The sequence below is a fragment of the Paracoccus tibetensis genome (assembly GCF_900102505.1).
GTDB lineage: Bacteria > Pseudomonadota > Alphaproteobacteria > Rhodobacterales > Rhodobacteraceae > Paracoccus > Paracoccus tibetensis.
In genome coordinates this window covers 1-20,375 of the sequence record NZ_FMVT01000023.1, presented here as the reverse complement: position 1 = coordinate 20,375, position 20,375 = coordinate 1, and the positions used below count along the sequence as shown (strand labels likewise).

Here is a 20,375-nt window from a genome sequence, read left to right as displayed (position 1 = left end):
AACATGAGGTAAACGAAATGGTTGAACTGGTAAGAGATGTCAGGCTGATCCGGATCCTGCGCTGGCGATCTATGGTGCAGAACTTCTCAATAATCGGAGCAATCTTTCTCGCTGCCGGACTTTATCGTCTGGCGGAAGACGATTGGATCTTCAGCAGGCTGACTGCGATCTATCTTCCAGTCGGGATCACACTTTGGGCAGGAGCGCTATGGCTCCTCGTGCGTGGTCCAATCATCTACGTCGACAAAGATGGTGTAACAGAAAACGACGTTTAGGGACCTCTCGCTGCCGCGCCCGACGGGCGCGGTTTTCTCATGACGGGCCTTTGGCAGAGTGCATTGTGCGGCTTCGTTCTTTGAACCTCTGCCGGGAAAAGGAGCTGTCGGTCCAGGACTGCCGCAATGGCGTTGAACACGACGAGCAGATCGAGCGGCTTACGAGTCAAGGGCATCGGTTGCGCCATGTGCGTGGCGATCACGACGTTCAGTGCCGGGTTGATGTAGATGTTCTGTGCCTGAATGCCGATGGCGGCGAAGGCACCGTCGGCGATCGACGGCTCGGTCCAACCCGGTCACCACATGTAGCTATATTCGACCGTCGTGCCGCTGATCAAATCTTGCAGCTGCCCTTCGGTCTCTGTCCAGCCCTCGGGCAGGATGGCCTGGCCCTCGCTCAAAGCCATCCAGGAAGAACTGCCCGAAGCGCGCGAAGCCCCTGAGGGTCGCGACAGGCCGCTGCCGCCGATCTCGACCCTGCCCAGGCTGTCTAGCCACCAGTTGGCGTCGTCCTACATCTAGGAGTGATGCCAGATCTTCTCCGCCAGATAGACCGAAAGCGGCTTGCCGACGGCGCCGTGGACGACCTCGCCCAGAACCTGCGTCTCGCCGGTGGAGTAGGTATGATGCATGCCCGGCTCGTGCGTGCGGGGTAGGGCGGCCATCACCTCCATAGTGGCCTTGGGGGCGCGCTCGATCTACGCGCGCAGTAGGTCGCGGCAATCGAAGTCGGAGTCCGCGCTGTTGCCAAACGGCTGTCAGTTGGGGTCGCCGTGCCGAACCGGACGTCGTTGTGGTAGCGCCACGGCTCAACAAGATTTCCGTTTCTACCGGCGGAAAGAGGAACATCTTTTCACTCAGGCCGTTTTCATCCCATGGTTGTATCGCAACTCAAGGACGAGACATGCGCCGGATCTTCCAGAACACCACCGCAATAGCTGCCTGCCTGTCCCTGCTGGCCCCACAGATGGCTGCAGCCCAGACCGCAGATGGCACCGTGCTGCTGCCGCCGCCGGGGGAAACCCTGCCCGAGGCGGATGCTGCGACGACCGAGACCGAGGCGACCGAAGCGACCGACGTGGAGGCCGGTATGGAAGCGGAGGCAGATGCCGAGCCCGAGGTTGAGGCAGATGCCGAAGCCGATGCTGCCGAACCCGAAGCCGAGCTTGACGCCGGGGCCGGTGCCGAGGCTGAGGTCGATCCGGATGGAACGGTCGACGCTGCGACTCAACCTGGCGGTGAGGCGGACGCTCCGGCCGACACCAGTGTTACGGGTGAGGCCACCACGACGACCGAGACCGACGCTGCCGCTGCCGCTGCGGTCGAAGCCGCCGCGGTGGAGCCTGACGCGACCGCCACCACCGACACGGAGACCGCCGCACCAACTGACGCGGCTGAGGTCGATGCCACTGCCGACGCCAGCGTTGAACCGCCCCCCGAAACCAGCGGCGAGGCGACGGCGACCGCCGGCGACACGGCCACCTCCACCGCTGGTGTCGCGGCGTTGGACGGCTCGGCCACTGCCGAGGTGACCGAGGAAGAGATCACCGAAGAGAACCGCCGTGCCTCGACCGAGGACTTTTCGACCCGGCTGGAAGCTGGTGCCTCGGCCGAGGCCAGCCAGACCGCGGCCACGAGCGGCGGTAGCGGCCGCAACAGCGATCTGGCTCGTGCGCTGCTGCTAGGCCTGGGCGGCGTTGCCGTGGGCGCGATGCTCAGCAACAACCGGCAGGTCGCCTTGTCCGCCCCGGATCGAATCGTCGTGACCCGTCCAGATGGCACGCAGCAGCTTCTGCGCGACGACGTGGTCCTGCTGCGCCAGCCCGGCTCGACGGTCGCGACCGAGACCTTCGACGACGGCTCGACCCGCACCGTGGTCACCCGCGCCGATGGCAGCCAAGTCGTGACGATCCGCGACGCCGACCTGCGCGTCTTGCGCCGCACGCTGGTATTGGCTGATGGCACGCAGACTGTGCTGCTGGACGACATGGCAACGGCCGCCTCGGTCGATTTCGCGTCTCTGCCGCAACCTACGCAGACCACCAACCCCTCGCTGGCGCAACTCGACGAGGCGCAGCTGCGCGAGGCGCTGATGCGTCGAGCGGGCTTCGACCAGCGCTTCAGCCTGACCCAGATCCGCGATGTCGAGCAGCTGCGCCTGTTGGCCCCGGCGATCGATGTCGAGACCATCACCTTCGAGACGGGTTCCGCCGCGATCCCGGTCGATCAGGCCGAGTCGCTGGCCACGCTCGGCAATGTCATGCGAGAGGCGATCGAGAGCAACCCGATCGAGATATTCCTCGTTGAGGGCCATACCGACACGGTCGGCGATCCAGCAATGAACCTCGCGCTGTCGGACCGGCGGGCGGAATCCGTAGCCCTCGCACTGGTCGAGCGGTTCCAGGTCCCGCCGGAGAACATGGTCGTCCAGGGCTATGGCGAGCAGTTCCCGAAGGTCCACCAGGAAGGCGATGTGCGCGAGAACCGTCGTGCATCGGTCCGTCGCATCACCCAACTTCTGGCCAGCTCGTCGCAGTAAGCGGTTTGCCAGCCATCCGGGCGGACCCTTGAGCGGGGGCCGCCTTTTCTAGGTTCATGACCAAGCATGCGGGGCGGCGGCAGCCGGTTAGGCGACCCTGCTCGGGCGCTCGCCCTCTTGATCTTCTCGGCTCACGAATGACATGACTGGTCCGATCCGCCTGCGGCCCATGTTGCGGTAGCCGAGATGGGGCCGCTCGGCGTTGTAATGGACGAGCCAGGCGTCGAGGGTCGCAGTTGGCCTCGAAGATACTCCGCGGAACGTCGAGATGTTCGATGCCAGTCTCGCCCTCCAGCGCTATGAACATCAGGCGCTTCGGCAGGTGCCGGTAACGCTTCGGAACAATGTGTCCATCCTAAGCGGCTCGCGATCCCGCTGAACCCCGCCTGACTGAACGGGCTTTCGAGAGGTCGTGCGGCTGGTCGCCTGACCCAAGTTGGCGCTGAGGCGCGCTCTACCTCAAAGGGTTCAGGCTTCTGCGACGTCAACGTGCAGGAGACTTCGGTGAAAGTAGCAGTGACGGTTCTTGATGCGATCCCTGCACGCGAGCAGGAAAGGGCAGGGACCGAGCGTAGGTCTGGGCGATCCTGATTGCCGCGTCAAGGAACGGGCAGCTTCTGGCAGCGACCCGTTCCAGCACCTCCGGGTCTATCTCCCGAAAATGGAGCGCAGGGCCGACCTCGACCGCGTCGTCAACTTCGGGTCGCTGTTTCCCGAAGCATCACGGATCTCCTCCAGTCAGGCTCGCTCGTTCAAGGTCGTCGGCGTCCCGAACACCTCAAGCATGGCGACTGATGCGGTCTTCCCCACGGCCTGTTCGAGGTCGAGGCGCATCAGGAACGCTGGGGCGGTCTCGAGAGAACGGGCGAGTGCGGGGACCCTGTCCAATGGGATCTTCGATGCACCCGACTTAAACATGCTAATCAGGTTCCCGCTGGCGAATCCCGCCTCGTGCGCGATCTGCCTCTGGGTCTTCTTGTGCGCAAGAAGCTCGGTCTGGCGGCGCAGGAAAATCGCGGCCGGGGTGGTTTCGAAGGGGTTGGTCATGCTCTGCTCTTTCATCTGTTGCGAGATGAGACGAGCTTTTATGGCCATGCCGGCGCCTGTTCTTGGGAGCTGCAAGTGGGTGCAAGGGAAGCGCGAAGTCTTGGCATTAGCGCATTGAGGTGAAGGGGGTGCTCAGTGAACCCGGACCCATTTCTTGTCGGACCCTCCACTCCCGGTGGCAAGCTCACCTCCTCTTTCAGTCGTCCCTCTGCTGCAGGAACAGGTAGGTGGGCAGTGGATGTTCTGGTCGTCGTCCTCATGGGATCGCCCTGCGGTCCAGTTGCCGGCACTCATGCTCGCCAAGGCAGGGCGGCGGCATCGCGGCGGCCCAGCAGCAGCTCGGCCAGCGCGCAGAGGGCGATCAGCAGCAGCGTCGAGAGGACCGAAACGGCGGCGGCGGCGGTCGAGTTGCCCTCGTATTGCAGGGAGAAGACCATGACGCCGATCGTCTCGCGCCCCGAGGACCACAGAAGGGCAGACAGCGTCAGCTCGTTCATCGCCGTCATCAGGATCAGGACGGCGCCGGCCAGCGCCACGGGGGCGACCGAGGGGGTGAAGATCCGGCCGATGCGGCGCAGAAGGCCGATGCCGGCGATGCGGGCGGCCTCGTCCTGCGCGGGATCGCCGGCCGAGGCGGCGGCAGCGACGGGGCGCAGGACCAGCGGCAGGAAGCGCGCGAGATAGGCGATCAGGATGATCGCCCCGGTGCCGTAGAGCGAGATGCCGATCAGCGGCAAAGGCGGCAGGAAGGCCAGGATCATCGCCAGCGCGACGACCGTGCCGGGCACGACCCAGGGCGCGTCGGCCGTCAGGTCCAGAAGCGCGAGGGCGGGGCTGGGGCGGCGCGTCGCCAGATAGGCCAGCGGCAGGGCCGCGGCGGTGCAGATGGCGGCGGCCAGCGCCGACAGGACCAGCGAGTTCTGAAAAGCCCGCAGGACAGCGGGATTGGCCAGCACGCGGCGGTATTGCTCGAAGCTGGCGATCTCCAGCGAGAAGGGCACGCCGATGGCCGGCGTGAACGAGGTCAGGACCAGGGCGGACAGCGGCAGGATCGCGATCATCAGGACGCCCGCCCAGATCAACGCCTGCGCCCAGAGGGGGGCCGGGCGGGTCGGCTGGAACGCGCGCCCGGCCTCGACCGGCACGCGCAGGCGGCGCATCGCCGCGCTGCGCAGCAGCAGCGCGGCGACCGCCATCAGCGTCAGGATCAGCGCGAGAACGGCGACCTGCCCGGCGACTGAGGGGCCGAAGCCGTTCAGCCGCTGGTAGATCAGCGTCGTCAGCATCGGCACGCGGCCGGGGATGCCCAGAAGGGCGGGGATGCCGAAATTGCCGACCGCCGCGGTGAAGGCCAGCAGCGCCCCCGCCAGGGCCGCGGGATAGGTGAGGGGCAGGATCACCCGAAAAAGGATGCGGCGGGGCGGGATGGCGGCGATGCGGGCGGCTTCGATCAGGTCGGCGGGCACGCTGCGCAGGGCGGCGCGGACGGCGATGAAGACCAGCGGCATGTGCTCGATCCCCATGACCAGCGCGATGCCGAAGCGGGAATAGAGCGGGTTCCCGGCCCCCGGTGCGGGCGCGAGGCCGAGCGGGCGCAGGATCGGGGATTGCGCGCCCATCAGCTCGATCCAGGACAGGGCCAGGGTCTGAGAGGGGATGATGAGCGGCATCAGGATGAGGAAAGACAGCGTGGCGCGCAGGGGCATTCTGAGCAGCCCGACGGCCAGCGCCAGCGCGACGCCGAGCGTGGTCGAGACGGCGACCGAGATCAGCGACAGGGTCAGCGTGTTCCAGAAGGCCCGTCCGGTCGCGCGGGCGGCGAGGGTGTCGCGCAGGACGCCCAACGCCTCGCCCTCCCGGCCGGGCTGGAAGGCGGTCAGCAGCAGCTGGCCGAGGGGCCAGATGGTGATGATGCCAACGTAAAGGCAAAGAAGAAGGGCGAGCATCCGCTCGCCCCCGCCGGTTCTGCGGTCGCCGAAAAGGCGCCCGATGGGCAGTTCAGCCGCCATAGAGGTCCGCAAACTCCTGCTTCACCGCCTCGCCATCGGCCAGAAGGCGGGCGTTGTCCGCCTCGATCAGGGTCAGGCTGGCCAGGTCCGGGTAGCCCTCGGGCGCGGACAGACCGGCGCCGAGCGGGAAATAGCCCTGCGCCACCGACTGCTCCTGCGCGGCTTGGCTCAGCTGCCAGTCCACGAAGGCGCGGGCGGCGTCCGCCGCGTCGGTGCCGGCGAGCATGGCGACCGGCTGGGTCACGGCCGTCACGCCCTCGGACGGGAACACGAAATCGACCGGCGAGCCCTGCGCTTTGGCGTTCATCGCCATGTATTCGACGAGGACGCCGTAAGCTTTCTCGCCGCGCGCGACGGCCTCGAGCACGGTGCCGTTGCCCTGGCCCGCGACGGCGCCGTTCTCGGCCAGCGTCTCGAAATACTCCCACCCGAACTGCTCTTGCTGGACCATCGTGCCGACATGAATCGCCGCCGCGCCGGAATAGAGCGGCGAGGGCATGATGGTCTGCGCGGCCGCCTCGGCTTCGGCCAGATCGGCCCAGGAGGTCGGGGGCGTTTCGACCAGATCGGTATTGTAGACGATGCCGGTGGTGATCAGCTTGGTCGGGAAGAACATAGAGTCGGCGTCCAGCAGCGCCGCGTCAATGCCGTCCACGGGCGCCTCGGGATAGGCCATCAGCCGGTCCTCGGCCTTCAACTGGGTCATCGCCACCGCGTCGGCGATCAGCAGCACGTCGGCGGGCGAGCCGCCGGCGGCGAACTCGGCCTGCAGCTTCGCCATCACCTCGGTCGTGCCCGAGCGGAACAGCTCTACCTCGATCTCGGGACGGGCCTCGTTGAAGGCGGCGATGACCTCGGTCATCTGGTCCTGCGGCTGCGAGGTGTAGATGGTCAGCGTCTCGGCCAGCGCCGGCAGGGCGAGTGCAGAGAGGGCGGTCGAGAGAAGCAGCGTGCGGGTCATGGTGTCCTCATGGCTCAACGGAAAGGGCGGCCGGAAGCTCCGGCGGATCGGCCCGCCATGCGCCGTCCTGGCCGCGGTGGTAGCGGATCAGGGCGCAATTCGGCGGGCGGATGAAGGGCACATCCAGCAGGGCGGTGATCTCGCGCGCGGTGCCGGAATGGCCGATGAGCAGGGGCGGGGCCTCGCCCGCCGCAGGGCCGGGGATGGCGGCGCAGGCGGCCGTGACGCGGGCGCGGAAGGTTTCGGGGCCTTCGCCGCCCTCGGGCCCGGCGTTGCGATTCAGGATCGCGCGGGGCTGGCCTTCCCAGATGCCCCAGTTGCGCTCGGCCAGAAGGGGTGCGAGCTCGGCGCGCAGGTCGGGGCGGCGCTTCAGGAGGGGCTCGGCGGTCTGGCAGGCGCGCAGCATCGGCGAGACTTGAAGGCGGCCGAGGGGCAGCGCCTGCCAATGGCAAGCGGCGGCTTCGGCCTGGCGGCGGCCCTCGTCGTCCAGCGGGGCGTCGGTGGCGCCCGCGATCAGGTCGGCGGCGTTATGCGCCGTCCGGCCGTGGCGCAACAGGAAGAAGACTGGGTGCAGGAACAGGCTCACCAGGCGAGCCTTTCGCCGAGGGCGAGCGGCCACGCCGTGCCGGCGCGCAGGTCCGCCAGCGCGGCCTCGTCGCAGAAGGCGGCGAGCATGGTGCGCGGGGCGGCCTCGGCCACGAGGGCATCCGCCTGAGTCAGGGTCGGGTGCACGTTCCAGCGGCGGAAGAGAGCCTTGCCGGTTTTGAGCAGCGCCTCCCCCGGGCTGCCTTGCGCGAAATGGCCGGTCAGGACGATCCGCGCGCCGCCCGAGGCCGCGATGCGCGCTGCCAGCGGCTGCGAGGTCCCGCGCTCGGCGTTGGGGCCGGCGGCGATCATGATGCCGTGGAGCGGGCCGTCGGGGTCCAGATCGCCCGCCCGGTGAAGGCTGTCCAGCATCGCCTGGCCCTGCGGCGTCAGCCAGTCGCTGTGATCGGCCAGCGTCCGGGCGACGCGGCGATGGGCCGAGCAGATGCGGACGGTGTGGCCGGCGGCGAGGAAATGGGCCGCGATTTCCAGCCCTCGGCCGCCGGCGGGGCAGGGGAGCAGCAGCGGCCGGTCTGCCAGCGCCTCGATCGCGGTGATCTGCCGCGCCAGCGGCTCGTCGGCCGTGCCATAGGCGCAATCGAGGACCAGCGCGGCCGCTTGGGGCAGGGGGTCGTTGCGGTAAAGCAGGCTCTCGCGGCTGAGATCGCCGGAATAGAGGACGCCCTCCTCGCCGCCGATCCGCATCCAGACGGCGCCCGGCGCATGGCCGGCGGCTCCGGTCAGCAGCGGCAGGCCGAGGATCTCGGTCCGGCCGTCCAGCGGGGCGGCCTCGGTCAGGGGGCCGTCCTCGGCCAGCGCGATGGTGGGGCGAGGGGCGTAGAGCGGCGGGGCGCCGAGCGTCTGCCACTGCTCCAACCCGCCCGTGTGATCGACGTGGCCGTGGCTGAAGAGCACCGCGTCGATGGTTGGCAGGTTCGACAGGTCCGGCAGCCGCGCCGCGTCGGGGCCGCGGCCGAGGTCCAGCAGCAGGTTGCGTCCGTCAATGCTCAGAAGGAAGCAGGCCGGGCCCTTGACGCCGATGCCCGAGATGGCGCGCAGCTCAGGCATGGGCGGCCTCGGGCAACGGTGCCGGGGCGGCGGCGGTTTCTTCGATGACCCAGCCTTGGACGATGTCGATCCCGATCTCGGCGCCGAGGGACAACGGCTCGGGCAGGCTGAGGCTGAGAAGGTCCAGCTCCGCGTCCCGCGGCAGGACATGGGTCAGCCAGGTGCCGTTCTGGAACGAATGCGACAGGACCTCAGCCCGAAGATGTCCCGATCCTTGAGCGAGGCGCAGGTCCTCGCGGTGCAGGCAGAGCCAGCCTGGGCCGGGCGCGGCGCGGCCCGGCAGCTCAAGCCGCCCGTTCCCCAAACGGATGCGGCAGCGACCGGCATCATGTGCCAGCACCTCCACCGGCAGGGTGGCGCCATGGCCGATGAAGCGGGCGACCATGGGCGTCGCCGGGCGGCGGTAGAGTGTCTCGGGCGTGCCCATCTGCGCGATCCGGCCCCCGTCCATCACGGCAATATGGGTGGCGACGGCCATAGCTTCGTCCTGGTCATGGGTCACGAGGATGAAGGTCGTGCCGGTCGCGGTGTGGAGGCGCCGGAACTCGGCCAGCATCCGGTGGCGCAGATGGGCATCGAGATTGGCCAGCGGCTCGTCCAGCAGCAGAAGTTGCGGGCTGGGGGCAAGGGCGCGGGCCAGGGCGACGCGCTGGCGCTGGCCGCCGGACAGCTCGTGCGGGCGGCGGTCGGCCAGGTGGCCGAGGCCGACGGCCTGCAGCATCTCGGCCGTGCGGGCGCGGCGTGGGGGGCCGGGCAGGCGGCTCTGCAGGGCGAAGTCGACATTGCCCGCGACGGTCATGTTGGGCCAAAGCGCGTAGGACTGGAACACCATCCCAAGCGCCCGCGCCTCGGGCGGGACATGGACCGCGGGGCCCGCGACAGTGCGATCGCCCAGCTGCAGCGTGCCGGCGTCGGCCAGTTCCAACCCCGCAATCAGCCGCAAGAGGGTGGTTTTGCCGCAGCCCGATGGCCCCAGCAGCGCAAGGAACGCACCGGCCGGTAGCGCGAGGTCGATCCCCGACAACACCGGGCTGCCGCCGAACGATTTGCTAAGGCCCGAGGCCCGTATCTGCGTCATGACCGTTCCATTCTGATAAGGCGATAGGGCGGTGATATGACACCCCCGTGAAGGCAGGGTGACACTTTCTTGATGCACGGGCGAATCCCGCGCAGCAACTCAACGAAGGCGGCTTTTGAGTCGTCAGTGGAACTGCGGCAAACGGCCAGACGGTGCTGCTTGGTGGGTGCCAGACATTTGGCGTGACTACCGAAACGCGCACAGGCCGCGTCACCCGCGATCTATGGATAGCGATTAGAGCTTCAGATCATCGGAAGACCAGGCAAGGCTGGTGGACAGGAAGATGCTCCATGTCCATGAACTTGCTTTCGACGCTCCGGCCTGAGCGTCCTGCTTGGAGCAAGGGGCTCATCGTTGGCCAGAAGCGCTCCCTGCTTCCCAAACATGTATGGTCTATCTGTGTCCGGCTCGTGATGGCGGATAATCGACGTGACTTGGCGTTGGTCAATGTGGGCGTCGGCAGCAAGCTTCGAGGCTGCGCCGTGATCTGCCTGACCTTTTGCATGAACAATTGGCCGCGCATGTAGCGACTGCGACGTCGGTTCCTCTCAGTTGGCTCAGAAAGACATCTCAATGATGGTCTTGCACCCTGAGGCGGCAGCTTGCAGCTTCGCAAAGGTGTCAGGCGCGGCGTCAAGCGTGATCCGTTCCGTGATCAGCTTCTGGGGACCGGCGCCCTGTCCGGGACGAAGAGCCTCCAAAGCCATTTCGAACTCGGCCATACTGAAGAAGGCGGACATCACCAGCGTCACCTCTTTGTGCAGAGCAGCAAAGCCATTCCAGCTGTCAGGCCCAATGCACAGACCGACGCCGACAACCGTGCCGCGTCCCGCCACCAGCGCAACCGCGCGGTCTATGAGACCCGGTCGCCCGACGCATTCATAAACCACCTGCGGGAAGACGCCGTCTTGTGCCAGCCGGTCCGCCAATCCATTGTCCGAGATCTCGAAGCGCGTTGCCCCAACGGTTGCGGCGAGGCCGGCCTGATCTGGACGGATGTCCGCGACGACGACTTCGGCCGCGCCCATGCGACGGGCCCAGAATGCCACGAGCAGACCGATGGGTCCGGCACCAAGGATCAGAACGTGCGCGCCGGGACGGGGGCGGGCGCGCAAGACTGCATGCAATGCGACTGCGCAGGGTTCCGCTAGGGCCGCATCAGGTAGAGCCACGTCATCTGGCACGATCCTGCATTGGCGTGCGGCGACGACGGTCTCTTCGGCGTAGCCGCCGCCGATCAACCGCATCTGCGGGCACCAGGCGGGCTCCCCGTCGCGGCACGCAGCGCAAGCGCCACAACCGCGAATAGGGCAGACCGCGACGTGTTGGCCCACCTCGAGCGTCGTGACGTCGGCGCCGACCTCGCTGACCGTGCCCGCGAATTCGTGGCCAAGCACTGCGCCCGCGGCAATGCCGAAGGTCTGCGGGGCATGGGCCATGTGCAAATCCGAGCCGCAGATCCCGCAGGCCGCCAGGGACAGGCGCACCTCATCCGCCGCCAGCGGGGCTCCGGGTGTTTCGGAAAGGCGCAGCGGCAGGTCGGGGCCTTGGTAGATAACGGCCCTCATGGCCGCGGCTCCAGTTTCCGGCGGGTCGGGAACCACGGGATCTCGACAAAGCGGCTGAAAAAGCCCCACAGCCCGCCGCGCAGATAGAGCGCGACGACCATCGTCAGGATTCCCAGCACGATCAGGTAACTGGCGCCGTAGGCCCCGAACCATTGATGCGCGAAGTAGTAGATCAGGGCGCCGACCAGCACGCCCTCGATCGTGCCGATCCCGCCGATCATCACGATGAAGATTGCGATCGAGGCCCATTCGGGGCTGAAGGCGGCCGAGGGGGTGATGCGCAGCTGCGACGAGAAGTAGATCGCGCCTGCCAGCCCCGTCCCTACTGCCGCCGCCACGAAGATCAGGAAGCGCAGCCGCCCCACGTTCACCCCTTGGCTGGCCGCCGAGACCGGATTGTCGCGCATGGCGGTTAGCGCCAGCCCGTAGCGCGAGCGTAGCAGCAGGTAGCTTCCGCCCACCGTCGCGACCAGCATGAGTGCGCAGAGGATGCAGATGGCAATGTTCCGCTCGAGCGCAGTATATTGGGTCATCACGCGCAGGCTCATGCCGGCCCCGGAATTGACATAGGACAAGTTGGTGAAGATCAGCCGCACCACCTCAGCGACGACCCAGGTGCCGATGGCGAAGTAGGGCCCATCCAGCCGATGCAGCAGAGCATAGACCGGAACGGCCAGCAGGGCCGGCGCCGCCAGGCTGCAGACGATGGCTACGAAGGGGTTGATCCCGAAGTTCTGCGCCAGCACGAAGGTGAGATAGGCGGCGACGCCGCTGAAAGCCTGCTGCCCGACCGAGACGAGGCCGGCATAGCCTGCCAGCAGGTTCCACATCTGGGCGATGGCGATGTAGCAGCACAGCTCGACCACGGATCGGATGGTGCCCTGGCTGGCCCAAAAGGGCAGGCTGAGAAGCGTCACGATCAGCCCCGCGCCTATGGCCAGGGCAAGTCGGCCCGACAGGGTCTGAGTGCGAACGGAGATGCGCGGCGGGGCCGGGGGGGACGGGGTATCCGCCATGGCTATTTCCTTCCGAAGATGCCCTGCGGGCGCAAGGCCAGCACAATTAGGAACACGATATGGCCGGCAAGCGTGCCGAAGCCCGGGTCGATGCGGTAGCCGATGGACTGGCTGATCCCGAGGACCATGGCCCCCCAGAATGCCCCCCAGACCGATCCCATGCCGCCGATGATGACCGCCTCGAAGGCGAATATCAGTTGGGCAGCGCCGTCGGCCGGTGCCACCGTGGACCGCAATCCCTGAAAGACTGCGGCAAAGCCGAGGATCGCGACAGCGAGGGCCGTCGCCAGGGCATAGACCGTGCGGGGGTTGGTGCCCACCATCGCCGCCGCCTCGACATCCGCCGCCGAAGCCCTCAGCGCGCGGCCGAACCGGGTCCGCGCCATCAGCCAAGCGAGGCCCGCTGTCAGCACCAGGGCCGCACCCAGCACGATCACCGGCAGGACGCCCACGAAGAGCGGGCCTACCTGCCAGCTGATCTGCTCGATGCCGCCACCAGGCAGGGACCGGGTGTCGGCCGACCAGATCTGCAGCATCGCGTTCTGCAGCGCGACCGAGAGCCCGAAGGTCGCGATCAGCGAGGGCAGCGGGTCCTCGCCCACCACGCGGTTCAAGACGCTCCGCTGCAGCACCCAGCCCATTGCCGCCGCCAAGGGCACTAGCAGCACCAGCACCGTCCACGGCCCCACCCCTAGCTGCGCCGACAGTGAGATCGCGATCAGCGCCAGCAGCACCACCAGATCGCCATGCGTCAGGTTGACGATCCGCATCACCCCGAACATCAGCGCCATGCCGAGCGCGTATTGCGCGTAGAGCCCGCCCAGCAGGACGCCCTGCATCAGCCCGTCAAGCCACAGCATCCGAGCCTCCGAAATAAGCGGCCGCGATGGCCTCGCGCGTGATCTCGGACGATCGGCCGGTCAGCGTGACCCGCCCCTCGAGCATGCAGTAGAGCCGGCTGGACGCCTCGCGCGCTAAAGTGATGTCCTGCTCGACCAGGATCATAGCGGTGCCGGCGGCCGCGATCTCGGGAATGACGGCATAAATCTCGCGGATGACACGGGGCGCGAGGCCGAGCGAGATCTCGTCGCACAGCATCAGGCGCGGCTGGTTCAGAAGCGCCCGGCCGATTGAGACCATCTGCTGCTGGCCGCCCGACAGGCGCTGGACCGGCTGGTGGCGCTTCTCCCGCAGAATTGGGAACAGGGTGTAGATGCGCTCGAGCGTCCAGACCATCCGGCGGCCGCGCAGGTTGTCCAGCGCGACCCGCAGGTTCTCCTCGACCGTCATGTCGGCGAAGAGGCGGCGGCCCTCTGGGACGATGGCGACGCCGCTGGCGACGATGCGGTGCGGGGCGCGGCCGCCGATGGGCGCGCCGTCCAGGCGTATCATGTCCGGCGCGACGGGGGTCAGCCCCATGATCGCCCGAAGGAAGGTGGACTTGCCCGCGCCGTTCGCCCCGATCAGCGCCACCGTCTCGCCGGGCGCGATGTGGAAGTCGATGCCGAAGAGGGCCTGAAAGTCGCCGTAGAAGGCCGTCAAGCCGTGAGTGGACAGAATGGATGTCATGCCTCGATCCCCATATAGACCCGCTGCACTTCGGGATCGTCCATGACCGCGTGGGGTGTTCCCTCGGCGATCAGCTCCCCGAAGTTCAGCACGATCATACGCGTGGCGACCGCCATGAGGGCGTGCAGCACGTGCTCGATCCAGATGATCGTCACGCCGCGTGCGTGCAGGCGGCGGATGAGGTCGACCAGCTGCTTGCCCTCCTCGCTAGTCAGCCCGCCCGCGATCTCGTCCAGAAGCAGAAGCCGCGGACCGGGCGCCATAGCGCGCGCCAGCTCCAGCCGCTTTCGGTTCAGAAGCGTCAGCTGGCCGGCGGGCGTGTTGGCATGGGCCCACAGATCGCATTCGCGGAGGACCTCGGCGCAGCGGTCATAAGTCTCGCTTTCGCGCTTGCGGCCGGCGAATGAGGCCGAGACCAGCAGGTTCTCGAAGGTGGTCATCTTGCTGAACGGCATGGGGATCTGGTAGGTGCGCCCGATCCCCTGCTGCGCCCGCCGATAGGGCGGATCGGCGGTTAGGGCCCGGCCGTCGAAGTGCAGCGTCCCGGCCGAGGGCGCGTGATCGCCCGAGATCAGGTTGAACAGCGTCGTCTTGCCCGCGCCGTTGGGGCCAAGCACGCCCAGGACCTCGCCCCGCTCGACGCGGAAGTCCAGATCGTGCAGCACCTGGATGGCGCCGAAGGACTTGCCAAGTCCCTCGGCGACCAAGATCGGCGCGGCCGTGCCTGCCTGCGTCGCGGTCATGCCGTCACGACCAGTCCAGCAGCTTCATCTCGGCCTCGGGCTCGAAGAGCGCGTTGACCGAGTTGTCGACGATCTTCAGGTCGAACGGGAACTCCTCGCCCTTGACCCATTGCCCGCCGAAGATCGCCGTGGCCGACACGTTCGGATGCGGCCCGGTCGCGAAGTTCACCGGCCCGATCAGCGTCGTCAGGTCCGTCGCGGCCAGCGCGTCGCGGATCGCCGTGCGGTCCAGCGGGTCCGCAGACCGGCGCAGCGCGTCCAGCGCCACCTCCCAGATGGCGTGGCTGTAGCCGAGGGGTTGGGTCCACTGCCGCCCTGTCTCGGCCTGCCAGGCGTCCGCAACCTCGCGGCTGGTCTCGCCCGTCAGCGAGCTTTCGAAGGCGAAGGCGGGGGTCCACCAGACCTCAGAGGACATGCCGTCGCCCAGATCGCCCATCGCCTCGATCCCGGAGGGGAAAAGTAGCGCGGCGGCGACGGTGATGGCCTTGGGCGCAAAACCCTGCTGCTTGGCCTGGTTCACGAAGGTCCGCAGGTCGTCGACATAGGTGATGCCGCCCACGATCTCGACGTTCTCGGCCTTGAAGCGGGCGATCTGCGCGCTGAAGTCGTTGGTGCGCGGCTGGAAGAAGCCGGGCTGGACCACCTCGTAGCCGGCGGCCTGGGTCGGCACCGGCAGGCCGTAATCCTGGTTGCCCCAGGTCTCGCCATCGGCGTTCTGCGGGAACAGCAGGCCGACCTTCTTGTTCGTCTCGATGCGGTCCCACAGGCCGACGAAGGTGTTCAGCGCCTCGTCGAGGCCCCAGAAGAAGTGATAGGTCCAGTTGAACGGCTGGTCCGCCCCGCCGCGCGGCATGATCACGGCCTGCCAGGGGGCGCCGGTCGACAGGCAGGGGCATTCGAACAGCTCGGCCTGGTCGGCGGCCGGGTTGATCGTGTCCGTCGTCGTCGCCGGGATCAGCAGATGGACCTCCTGGTTTAGGATCAGGTCCGCCGCGACCTCGGCCGAGCGGTTGGGGTCGGACTGGCTGTCGCGCACGATGATCTCGACGTCGTAGCGCTGGCCGTTGACCTCGAGCCCGTCGGCCAAAAGCGCCTCGATCCGCGCGACGGTGAAGCCGTCGGTCGCCCCGAAGAGCGCGAGCGGCCCGGTCAGCGGCGTCAGGAAGCCGATCCGGATCGTGCCCGCCGACTGTGCCCGCACGGCGCGGGGCAGGGCAAGCGTCGCGGCGGCGGCGCCGAGGCCCGCCAGGACCGCACGGCGCGAGGTGGTGCAGCCGCGCAGGGCGGCCATCGTGGTCTTCATCGTCTCTCTCCTCTCCTCCGGGCAAGGGGCCCGTCCCGTGTCGTCCGCGCGCGCCCCTCCTCGGGCGCGCGCGTCGCTTTGCCGTCAGGTGATGCGCAGGCGCGAGCCTCCGTCGATCGCGATCTGCGCGCCCGTCACGTAGGACGAGGCGGGCGAGGCCAGATAGAGCGCCAGCCCCTTGATGTCGTCTAGGGCGCCGATCCGCCCGATCAGCGACTGCGCCTCGAAGGCGGCGCGGTCGGCGGGGTTCTTCAGCCGGCCACCCGCGATGTTGGTCATGAAGGGGCCGGGATTGATGCAGTTGATCAGGATGTTGAAGGCCCCCAGTTCCATCGCCATGTTGCGCACGAAATGGTCCACCCCCGCCTTGGCCGCCATGTAGGGGGTGCCGACGATCGCCTCGTTGATCTGCGAGGCGACCGACGAGGTGACGATGATCCGCCCGCCGCCGCCCGCCTTCATGTGGATCGCCGCCAGCTTGACCGTGTTGTAGACGCCCGTCAGGTTGACCGCGATCACCCGGTCCCAGTGGGCGTCGCCGAAATTCTCGATATGGCCGTCGGGGTTGCGGTTCCCGAGCGGGTCCATGAAGCCCGGCCCGGCGTCGATCCCGGCATTGGCGAAGACGACGTCGATGCCGCCATGCGCCTCGGCGACCTTGCGGAAGGCCGTCTCCATCCCCGGGCGGTCGGTGACGTCGGCGATCTGGCCCCAAGTCCCGCCGCCCAGCTCGGCCGCGGCGCGCGCGATCCCCTCCGCGTCCACGTCCAGGATGCAGACCCGCGCCCCGCGCTCGGCCATGATCTGGGCATAGCCCAACCCGATGCCGCTGGCGCCGCCGGTCACGACGACCGACTTGCCGGCGACGTCGAACATTTCCTCAAGGCTGGCCATTCCCGTCCCTCCGTCCTGTCGCCACGCACGGCCCGTCCACCCCCGCCGGATGCCTCCGCGCCGAGCGTGTCGCCTGTGCTGTAAGGCACTCCCCCTGGTCCGCGGCGGGCTGTCGCCGTGGATGGTTCCACTACGAAAACGGACCGCATTTCTGTCAAAGCGATTTTCCGGCGGAGGGGCCCGTTCGGGGCTAGGTATCTGTCTTTGTTGGCGATTATTGGGATTTCGCGCCTTGGACGCGATCGCGCTGGCGCCGCGCGAAGCTTACGATATGATGAGGCGGATTACTCAAATGAGGAGGGCGGTTCGTGAAGATACCCATCAAGTTCGACCTGATGACGGATCGCGGCGCCAAGCCCTCGGTGCGCGAGCTGCTGGCCTCGGTCAACTTCAACCCGGCCAAGGGGACGATCGACCTGGGCGGGGCGCGGATCATCATGCAGCGCGCCAATGTCGGGCACATCATGCGCGACGAGCTGCGCGCCCTTCTGGGCGAGGAGGAGACGCGCGTCTTCCTGCTGCGGCAGGGCTATCTGGCCGGCCGGGCGGATGCCGACTTCATGCGGCAGACCTGGCCGACGCTGGACATCGGCGACGCCTTCACCGCCGGCACGCGTCTGCACACCTTCACCGGCACCGTCCGGGTCGAGACGGTCCACAACGACTTCGACTTCCGGCGCGGGCGCTTCTCGGGCTCGTTCATCTGGCACGACAGCATCGAGGCGCTTCCCATCGCCGAGAAGGGCCTGCGCACGGCCGATCCCTGCTGCTGGACGCTGGTCGGCTATGCCTCGGGCTACGCCTCGGCCTTCTTCGGCAAGCCCATCCTCTACAAGGAGACGACCTGCATCGCGCAGGGCAAGGACCATTGCCGGGTCGTCGGCAAGCCGCTCGAGGAATGGCCGGCCGACGATCCGGCGGTGATCCGGTTCCGCGACCGCGTGCTGGCGCGCGAGACCGGCGCGCCGCGCCCCGCGCCCCCGGCCCGGGCCCGCGCCGCCGCGGCGGACCCGGTCGCCGCGCCGGTCCAGGACGCGCTGCAGCTGCGGGCGCTCGCCGGCCTGCCCTGCATCCTGATCGGCCCCGAGGACAGCGGCCGCCGCCACGCGATCGAGGCGGTCCTCTGCCCGGGAACCGAGCCCGACTGGCTGGACGGGGCGGACCTGACGCTCGCGCGGCTCGAGACCGCCCGCGAGGCCGGCAAGGCGCCGCTTCTCATCGACGGGGTGGATCTCTGCGCGCCGCAGGTCCAGCGGCGTCTGGGGCAGGGGCGCATCGCCTTCCACGGCACGGCGACGACGCCGCTGTCGCAGCTTCGCGCCGATCCCCGGATCCTGTCCGCCTTCTTCGGGCTGCTGGCCGTGGGCGCCGTCGCGATGCCCGCCTTCGGCAGCCGCCCCGAGGCCGACCGCCGCGCCGTCGTCGAGGCGATCGCGCTGCGCCTCGCGCGGCAGATGCGGGCGCGCGCCCCGGACGAGGCGGTCCTGGCGCGGCTGGCGCGGTCGGGCGCGCTGGCGGGCCTGTCGCAGGTGACCGGCGCGCTGCGGCACCTGATGCTGACGGACGAGGGGCCCGAGGCGGCGCTGGCGGCGGTGACGCGCCCGCCGGCCGATCCGCATGCCGATCCGCGCCTGACCTCGTGGATCGCGGACGCGCTGGCCGGCGACGGCCTGAACCTCGACGCGCTCGAGGCGCAGGTGCGCCACGCCGCCCTCGCGACGGAGGGCGGGAACCTCGCCGCCGCGGCGCGCAAGCTGGGCCTGACCCGGGCGCAGCTCGCCTACCGGATGAAGGCGGACGGTGCGCCGTCCTGATGATTTGCGAAGGCCGCCTGATGATTTGAAAACATTCGCGCGGGGGCGGCCTCGCGGCGGCGCGGCAGATTCCTTCGTGCGACCAGCGGTTTAAGCCGCCGGGGCGGCCGCGCCCCCCGTTGTCTTTGACAGCGGGGGGCGGGTGGCCAATCGTTCGGTCTCGACGTCAGCATTGGGAGGAGAGACCGATGAACCTCGAGAGAAAGATCACCAAACTGCCGCCCGAGCCGCATCAGGCGATGATCGAGCGCTTCGGCCGCGAGGGCGCCTACATCCCTGGCGACGACCGCAACCCCTGGGTGCCCTTCGGCGAGCATGCCGCGATCAAGCACTTCGCGTTCGACGTGCGCACAAACACCGCCGCGAACATCCTGTGGGTCAAAGGCGGCGGCCGGATTGGCACCCATAAGCACCACGGGGTCGTCAGCGCGATCACGCTCGAGGGATCCTGGGGCTATTACGAATACGACTGGACGGCCCGTCCGGGCGATTTCGTCTATGAGCTACCGGGGACGGCCCACACGCTCTACTCGGACGATCCGAACGGGATGAAGGCGATGTTCTGGCTGAACGGTCCCATCGACTTCTATGACGATGAGGGAAAATTCGAGTTCACGGCCGACGTCTTCTGGTTCATCGACCACTATACCAAGTATTGCGAAGCGAACGGCATCGAGATCGATCAAAACATGTTCATCTAGCTGTCCAAGGCCGGCCAGCTCCAGTTGGCCGGCCGCAAGCTTCAGTCATCATGCGATTTGCGCGCTTATAGTAGTGGCATAGGCAGCTTGGATCAGGCCGTCGCGCAACGTGAACTGAGTGATAATGCCCTTCGTGCGCCGTGGAGCATCTTCGAGTAAAGCGACGATATCTGTCGTGGAGCGCGCAATCTGTTGCCTGTGCCCCGGTCTCTTCGTGGGTCTGGCCGTAACGACGCAGACCACGAGGCGAGCAGGCCGCTGCGCCCCTACCTCCTCGGCATCCCCACCGGGCGGGCTGCGCGTTTCTGAGCGGCGATGCGGAAGGGGGCGTTTGGTGCGCCGTAGCCGTCGTAGCCGCCTTTCCGCTCGACAATCTCGAAGAAAAACCCATCCCCGCGCGGCTGGCTGTAGAGCTGGAAGAACCGCCCGCTTGCGTCCTCGTCATACATGATGCTGGCGGCCTGCATCTTGGCGATCAGCGCCGAGTCTAGGCCGAACCGGGCCTCGATATCGGCATAATAGTTCGCGCCGATCCTGAGCGCGGCAAAGCCCCGCTCGGCCAAGACCTCGGCCGTGGCGAAGATGTCGTCGGTGGCAAATGCGACGTGCTGGACCGAGGCGCCGAAGCTGTCCTCGATGAAGCGGCCGGCGAGGGTGTGGCGCGCCTCGGCGCCGTTCAGCGTGACCCGCAGGCCACCCGCGCGGATCGCCTGGCTGCGCACCAGCCCGTCGGGATCGGCCACGTCCACCATCGGCGCCTTTCGGGCGTCGAAGATCGCCGTGTAGAAGAGCGACCAGCTGAGCATTTCGTCATAGGCCATGGTCTGGCCGATATGGTCGATGCCGGTGATCCCGGCGCCAAGCTCCGCGGGGGAGGCGGCGAAGTCCACCTGCCAGATGCCGGCAAGGTCCGCGCCCTCGTCCAGAAGCCGCAGCACGCTGCCGCCGACGCCGCGGATCGCCGGGATCCGCAGCTCGCCCGCGGCCGGCTCCTCGCCATGGGGCTGGGCCAGAAGGCCCGTGGCGCGGGCGAAGGCCGCCTGAGCATCCGGCACCATCAGCGCGATCTCAGAGACCGTGGTGCCGTGGGTCAGGTAGGTGCTGTGGGTGAAGCCCGCCTCGCCGGTGTTCACCAGCACGTTCGCGCGGCCCTGCCGCCAGAGCGTCACGGGCTTGGACACATGCGCCCCCGCCCGCGCAAAGCC

19 protein-coding genes are annotated in these 20,375 nt (G+C 68.0%); 4 read left to right on the top strand and 15 right to left on the bottom strand.

Translation table 11 applies throughout. The features are described 5' to 3' along the window. The first annotated feature begins 17 nt into the window (after window positions 1–17). Complete coding sequence (locus BLP73_RS19215) at window positions 18–275, top strand: hypothetical protein (protein ID WP_139166037.1); 258 nt, start codon at window positions 18–20, stop codon at window positions 273–275. Between the two features lie 518 nt (window positions 276–793). Here BLP73_RS19215 and BLP73_RS19210 read toward each other — a convergent pair. After that, window positions 794–949, bottom strand: coding sequence for a serine hydrolase (locus BLP73_RS19210; protein WP_139166036.1), 156 nt, complete (start codon window positions 947–949; stop codon window positions 794–796). Window positions 950–1,179: 230 nt separating this feature from the next. Here BLP73_RS19210 and BLP73_RS18390 point away from each other — a divergent pair, with 230 nt between their 5' ends. After that, entirely contained in the window at window positions 1,180–2,814 is a 1,635-nt protein-coding gene (locus BLP73_RS18390) for an OmpA family protein (protein WP_090748344.1), read from the top strand. 738 nt (window positions 2,815–3,552) lie between these two features. Here BLP73_RS18390 and BLP73_RS18385 read toward each other — a convergent pair. From BLP73_RS18385 to BLP73_RS18320, 13 genes are all read right to left on the bottom strand, one after another. Then, window positions 3,553–3,909 carry a helix-turn-helix domain-containing protein gene (locus BLP73_RS18385; RefSeq protein WP_245686757.1) on the bottom strand — a complete coding sequence of 119 codons (357 nt, stop codon included), beginning with the start codon at window positions 3,907–3,909 and terminating at the stop codon, window positions 3,553–3,555. A gap of 242 nt (window positions 3,910–4,151) precedes the next feature. After that, complete coding sequence (locus BLP73_RS18380) at window positions 4,152–5,870, bottom strand: ABC transporter permease (RefSeq protein WP_090748341.1); 1,719 nt, start codon at window positions 5,868–5,870, stop codon at window positions 4,152–4,154. Then, complete coding sequence (locus tag BLP73_RS18375) at window positions 5,860–6,831, bottom strand: ABC transporter substrate-binding protein (protein ID WP_090748339.1); 972 nt, start codon at window positions 6,829–6,831, stop codon at window positions 5,860–5,862. Before BLP73_RS18375 ends, BLP73_RS18380 begins: the two co-directional genes overlap by 11 nt. A 7-nt stretch (window positions 6,832–6,838) precedes the next feature. Next, window positions 6,839–7,417, bottom strand: coding sequence for a histidine phosphatase family protein (locus tag BLP73_RS19540; protein ID WP_175453446.1), 579 nt, complete (start codon window positions 7,415–7,417; stop codon window positions 6,839–6,841). Beyond that, entirely contained in the window at window positions 7,414–8,484 is a 1,071-nt protein-coding gene (locus BLP73_RS18365; RefSeq protein WP_175453445.1) for an MBL fold metallo-hydrolase, read from the bottom strand. The genes BLP73_RS19540 and BLP73_RS18365 overlap by 4 nt, the downstream gene beginning before the upstream one ends. Next, complete coding sequence (locus tag BLP73_RS18360; RefSeq protein ID WP_090748334.1) at window positions 8,477–9,562, bottom strand: ABC transporter ATP-binding protein; 1,086 nt, start codon at window positions 9,560–9,562, stop codon at window positions 8,477–8,479. The genes BLP73_RS18365 and BLP73_RS18360 overlap by 8 nt, the downstream gene beginning before the upstream one ends. Before the next feature lie 557 nt (window positions 9,563–10,119). Beyond that, a complete protein-coding gene (locus BLP73_RS18350; protein ID WP_090748329.1) occupies window positions 10,120–11,130 on the bottom strand; it encodes a zinc-dependent alcohol dehydrogenase in 1,011 nt (336 codons plus the stop codon). Then, window positions 11,127–12,146: a branched-chain amino acid ABC transporter permease gene (locus BLP73_RS18345; RefSeq protein ID WP_090748326.1), complete on the bottom strand. Its 1,020-nt coding sequence runs from the start codon at window positions 12,144–12,146 to the stop codon at window positions 11,127–11,129. The genes BLP73_RS18350 and BLP73_RS18345 overlap by 4 nt, the downstream gene beginning before the upstream one ends. A gap of 2 nt (window positions 12,147–12,148) precedes the next feature. Further along, entirely contained in the window at window positions 12,149–13,006 is an 858-nt protein-coding gene (locus BLP73_RS18340; RefSeq protein ID WP_090748323.1) for a branched-chain amino acid ABC transporter permease, read from the bottom strand. Continuing rightward, window positions 12,993–13,715 carry an ABC transporter ATP-binding protein gene (locus BLP73_RS18335; protein ID WP_090748319.1) on the bottom strand — a complete coding sequence of 241 codons (723 nt, stop codon included), beginning with the start codon at window positions 13,713–13,715 and terminating at the stop codon, window positions 12,993–12,995. Before BLP73_RS18335 ends, BLP73_RS18340 begins: the two co-directional genes overlap by 14 nt. Then, window positions 13,712–14,458 (bottom strand): ABC transporter ATP-binding protein, encoded by a 747-nt coding sequence (locus BLP73_RS18330; protein ID WP_090748318.1) that lies wholly within the window; start codon window positions 14,456–14,458, stop codon window positions 13,712–13,714. The genes BLP73_RS18335 and BLP73_RS18330 overlap by 4 nt, the downstream gene beginning before the upstream one ends. Before the next feature lie 4 nt (window positions 14,459–14,462). Further along, a complete protein-coding gene (locus tag BLP73_RS18325; RefSeq protein WP_245686756.1) occupies window positions 14,463–15,761 on the bottom strand; it encodes an ABC transporter substrate-binding protein in 1,299 nt (432 codons plus the stop codon). Window positions 15,762–15,845: 84 nt separating this feature from the next. Beyond that, on the bottom strand, window positions 15,846–16,655 hold the full coding sequence (locus tag BLP73_RS18320) for an SDR family NAD(P)-dependent oxidoreductase (protein WP_090748315.1): 810 nt from the start codon (window positions 16,653–16,655) through the stop codon (window positions 15,846–15,848). A 308-nt stretch (window positions 16,656–16,963) separates the two neighbouring features. Between BLP73_RS18320 and BLP73_RS18315 the strand changes: the two genes are divergently transcribed. Both BLP73_RS18315 and BLP73_RS18310 read left to right on the top strand, forming a co-directional pair. Continuing rightward, window positions 16,964–18,469 (top strand): XylR N-terminal domain-containing protein, encoded by a 1,506-nt coding sequence (locus BLP73_RS18315; protein ID WP_090748313.1) that lies wholly within the window; start codon window positions 16,964–16,966, stop codon window positions 18,467–18,469. A gap of 188 nt (window positions 18,470–18,657) precedes the next feature. Beyond that, complete coding sequence (locus tag BLP73_RS18310; protein ID WP_090748310.1) at window positions 18,658–19,170, top strand: 2,4'-dihydroxyacetophenone dioxygenase family protein; 513 nt, start codon at window positions 18,658–18,660, stop codon at window positions 19,168–19,170. A 266-nt stretch (window positions 19,171–19,436) separates the two neighbouring features. Here the strand turns inward: BLP73_RS18310 and BLP73_RS18305 are convergent. Further along, on the bottom strand, window positions 19,437–20,375 hold a 939-nt coding region (locus tag BLP73_RS18305; RefSeq protein ID WP_175453444.1), incomplete at its 5' end, for a 4-hydroxyphenylpyruvate dioxygenase family protein.

Coding starts and splice junctions, on each gene's coding strand:
- BLP73_RS19215 (WP_139166037.1), top strand. CDS start 18: ATGGTTGAACTGGTAAGAGATGTCAGGCTGATCCGGATCCTGCGCTGG.
- BLP73_RS19210 (WP_139166036.1), bottom strand. CDS start 949: ATGGAGGTGATGGCCGCCCTACCCCGCACGCACGAGCCGGGCATGCAT.
- BLP73_RS18390 (WP_090748344.1), top strand. CDS start 1,180: ATGCGCCGGATCTTCCAGAACACCACCGCAATAGCTGCCTGCCTGTCC.
- BLP73_RS18385 (WP_245686757.1), bottom strand. CDS start 3,909: ATGGCCATAAAAGCTCGTCTCATCTCGCAACAGATGAAAGAGCAGAGC.
- BLP73_RS18380 (WP_090748341.1), bottom strand. CDS start 5,870: ATGGCGGCTGAACTGCCCATCGGGCGCCTTTTCGGCGACCGCAGAACC.
- BLP73_RS18375 (WP_090748339.1), bottom strand. CDS start 6,831: ATGACCCGCACGCTGCTTCTCTCGACCGCCCTCTCTGCACTCGCCCTG.
- BLP73_RS18365 (WP_175453445.1), bottom strand. CDS start 8,484: ATGCCTGAGCTGCGCGCCATCTCGGGCATCGGCGTCAAGGGCCCGGCC.
- BLP73_RS18360 (WP_090748334.1), bottom strand. CDS start 9,562: ATGACGCAGATACGGGCCTCGGGCCTTAGCAAATCGTTCGGCGGCAGC.
- BLP73_RS18350 (WP_090748329.1), bottom strand. CDS start 11,130: ATGAGGGCCGTTATCTACCAAGGCCCCGACCTGCCGCTGCGCCTTTCC.
- BLP73_RS18345 (WP_090748326.1), bottom strand. CDS start 12,146: ATGGCGGATACCCCGTCCCCCCCGGCCCCGCCGCGCATCTCCGTTCGC.
- BLP73_RS18340 (WP_090748323.1), bottom strand. CDS start 13,006: ATGCTGTGGCTTGACGGGCTGATGCAGGGCGTCCTGCTGGGCGGGCTC.
- BLP73_RS18335 (WP_090748319.1), bottom strand. CDS start 13,715: ATGACATCCATTCTGTCCACTCACGGCTTGACGGCCTTCTACGGCGAC.
- BLP73_RS18330 (WP_090748318.1), bottom strand. CDS start 14,458: ATGACCGCGACGCAGGCAGGCACGGCCGCGCCGATCTTGGTCGCCGAG.
- BLP73_RS18325 (WP_245686756.1), bottom strand. CDS start 15,761: ATGAAGACCACGATGGCCGCCCTGCGCGGCTGCACCACCTCGCGCCGT.
- BLP73_RS18320 (WP_090748315.1), bottom strand. CDS start 16,655: ATGGCCAGCCTTGAGGAAATGTTCGACGTCGCCGGCAAGTCGGTCGTC.
- BLP73_RS18310 (WP_090748310.1), top strand. CDS start 18,658: ATGAACCTCGAGAGAAAGATCACCAAACTGCCGCCCGAGCCGCATCAG.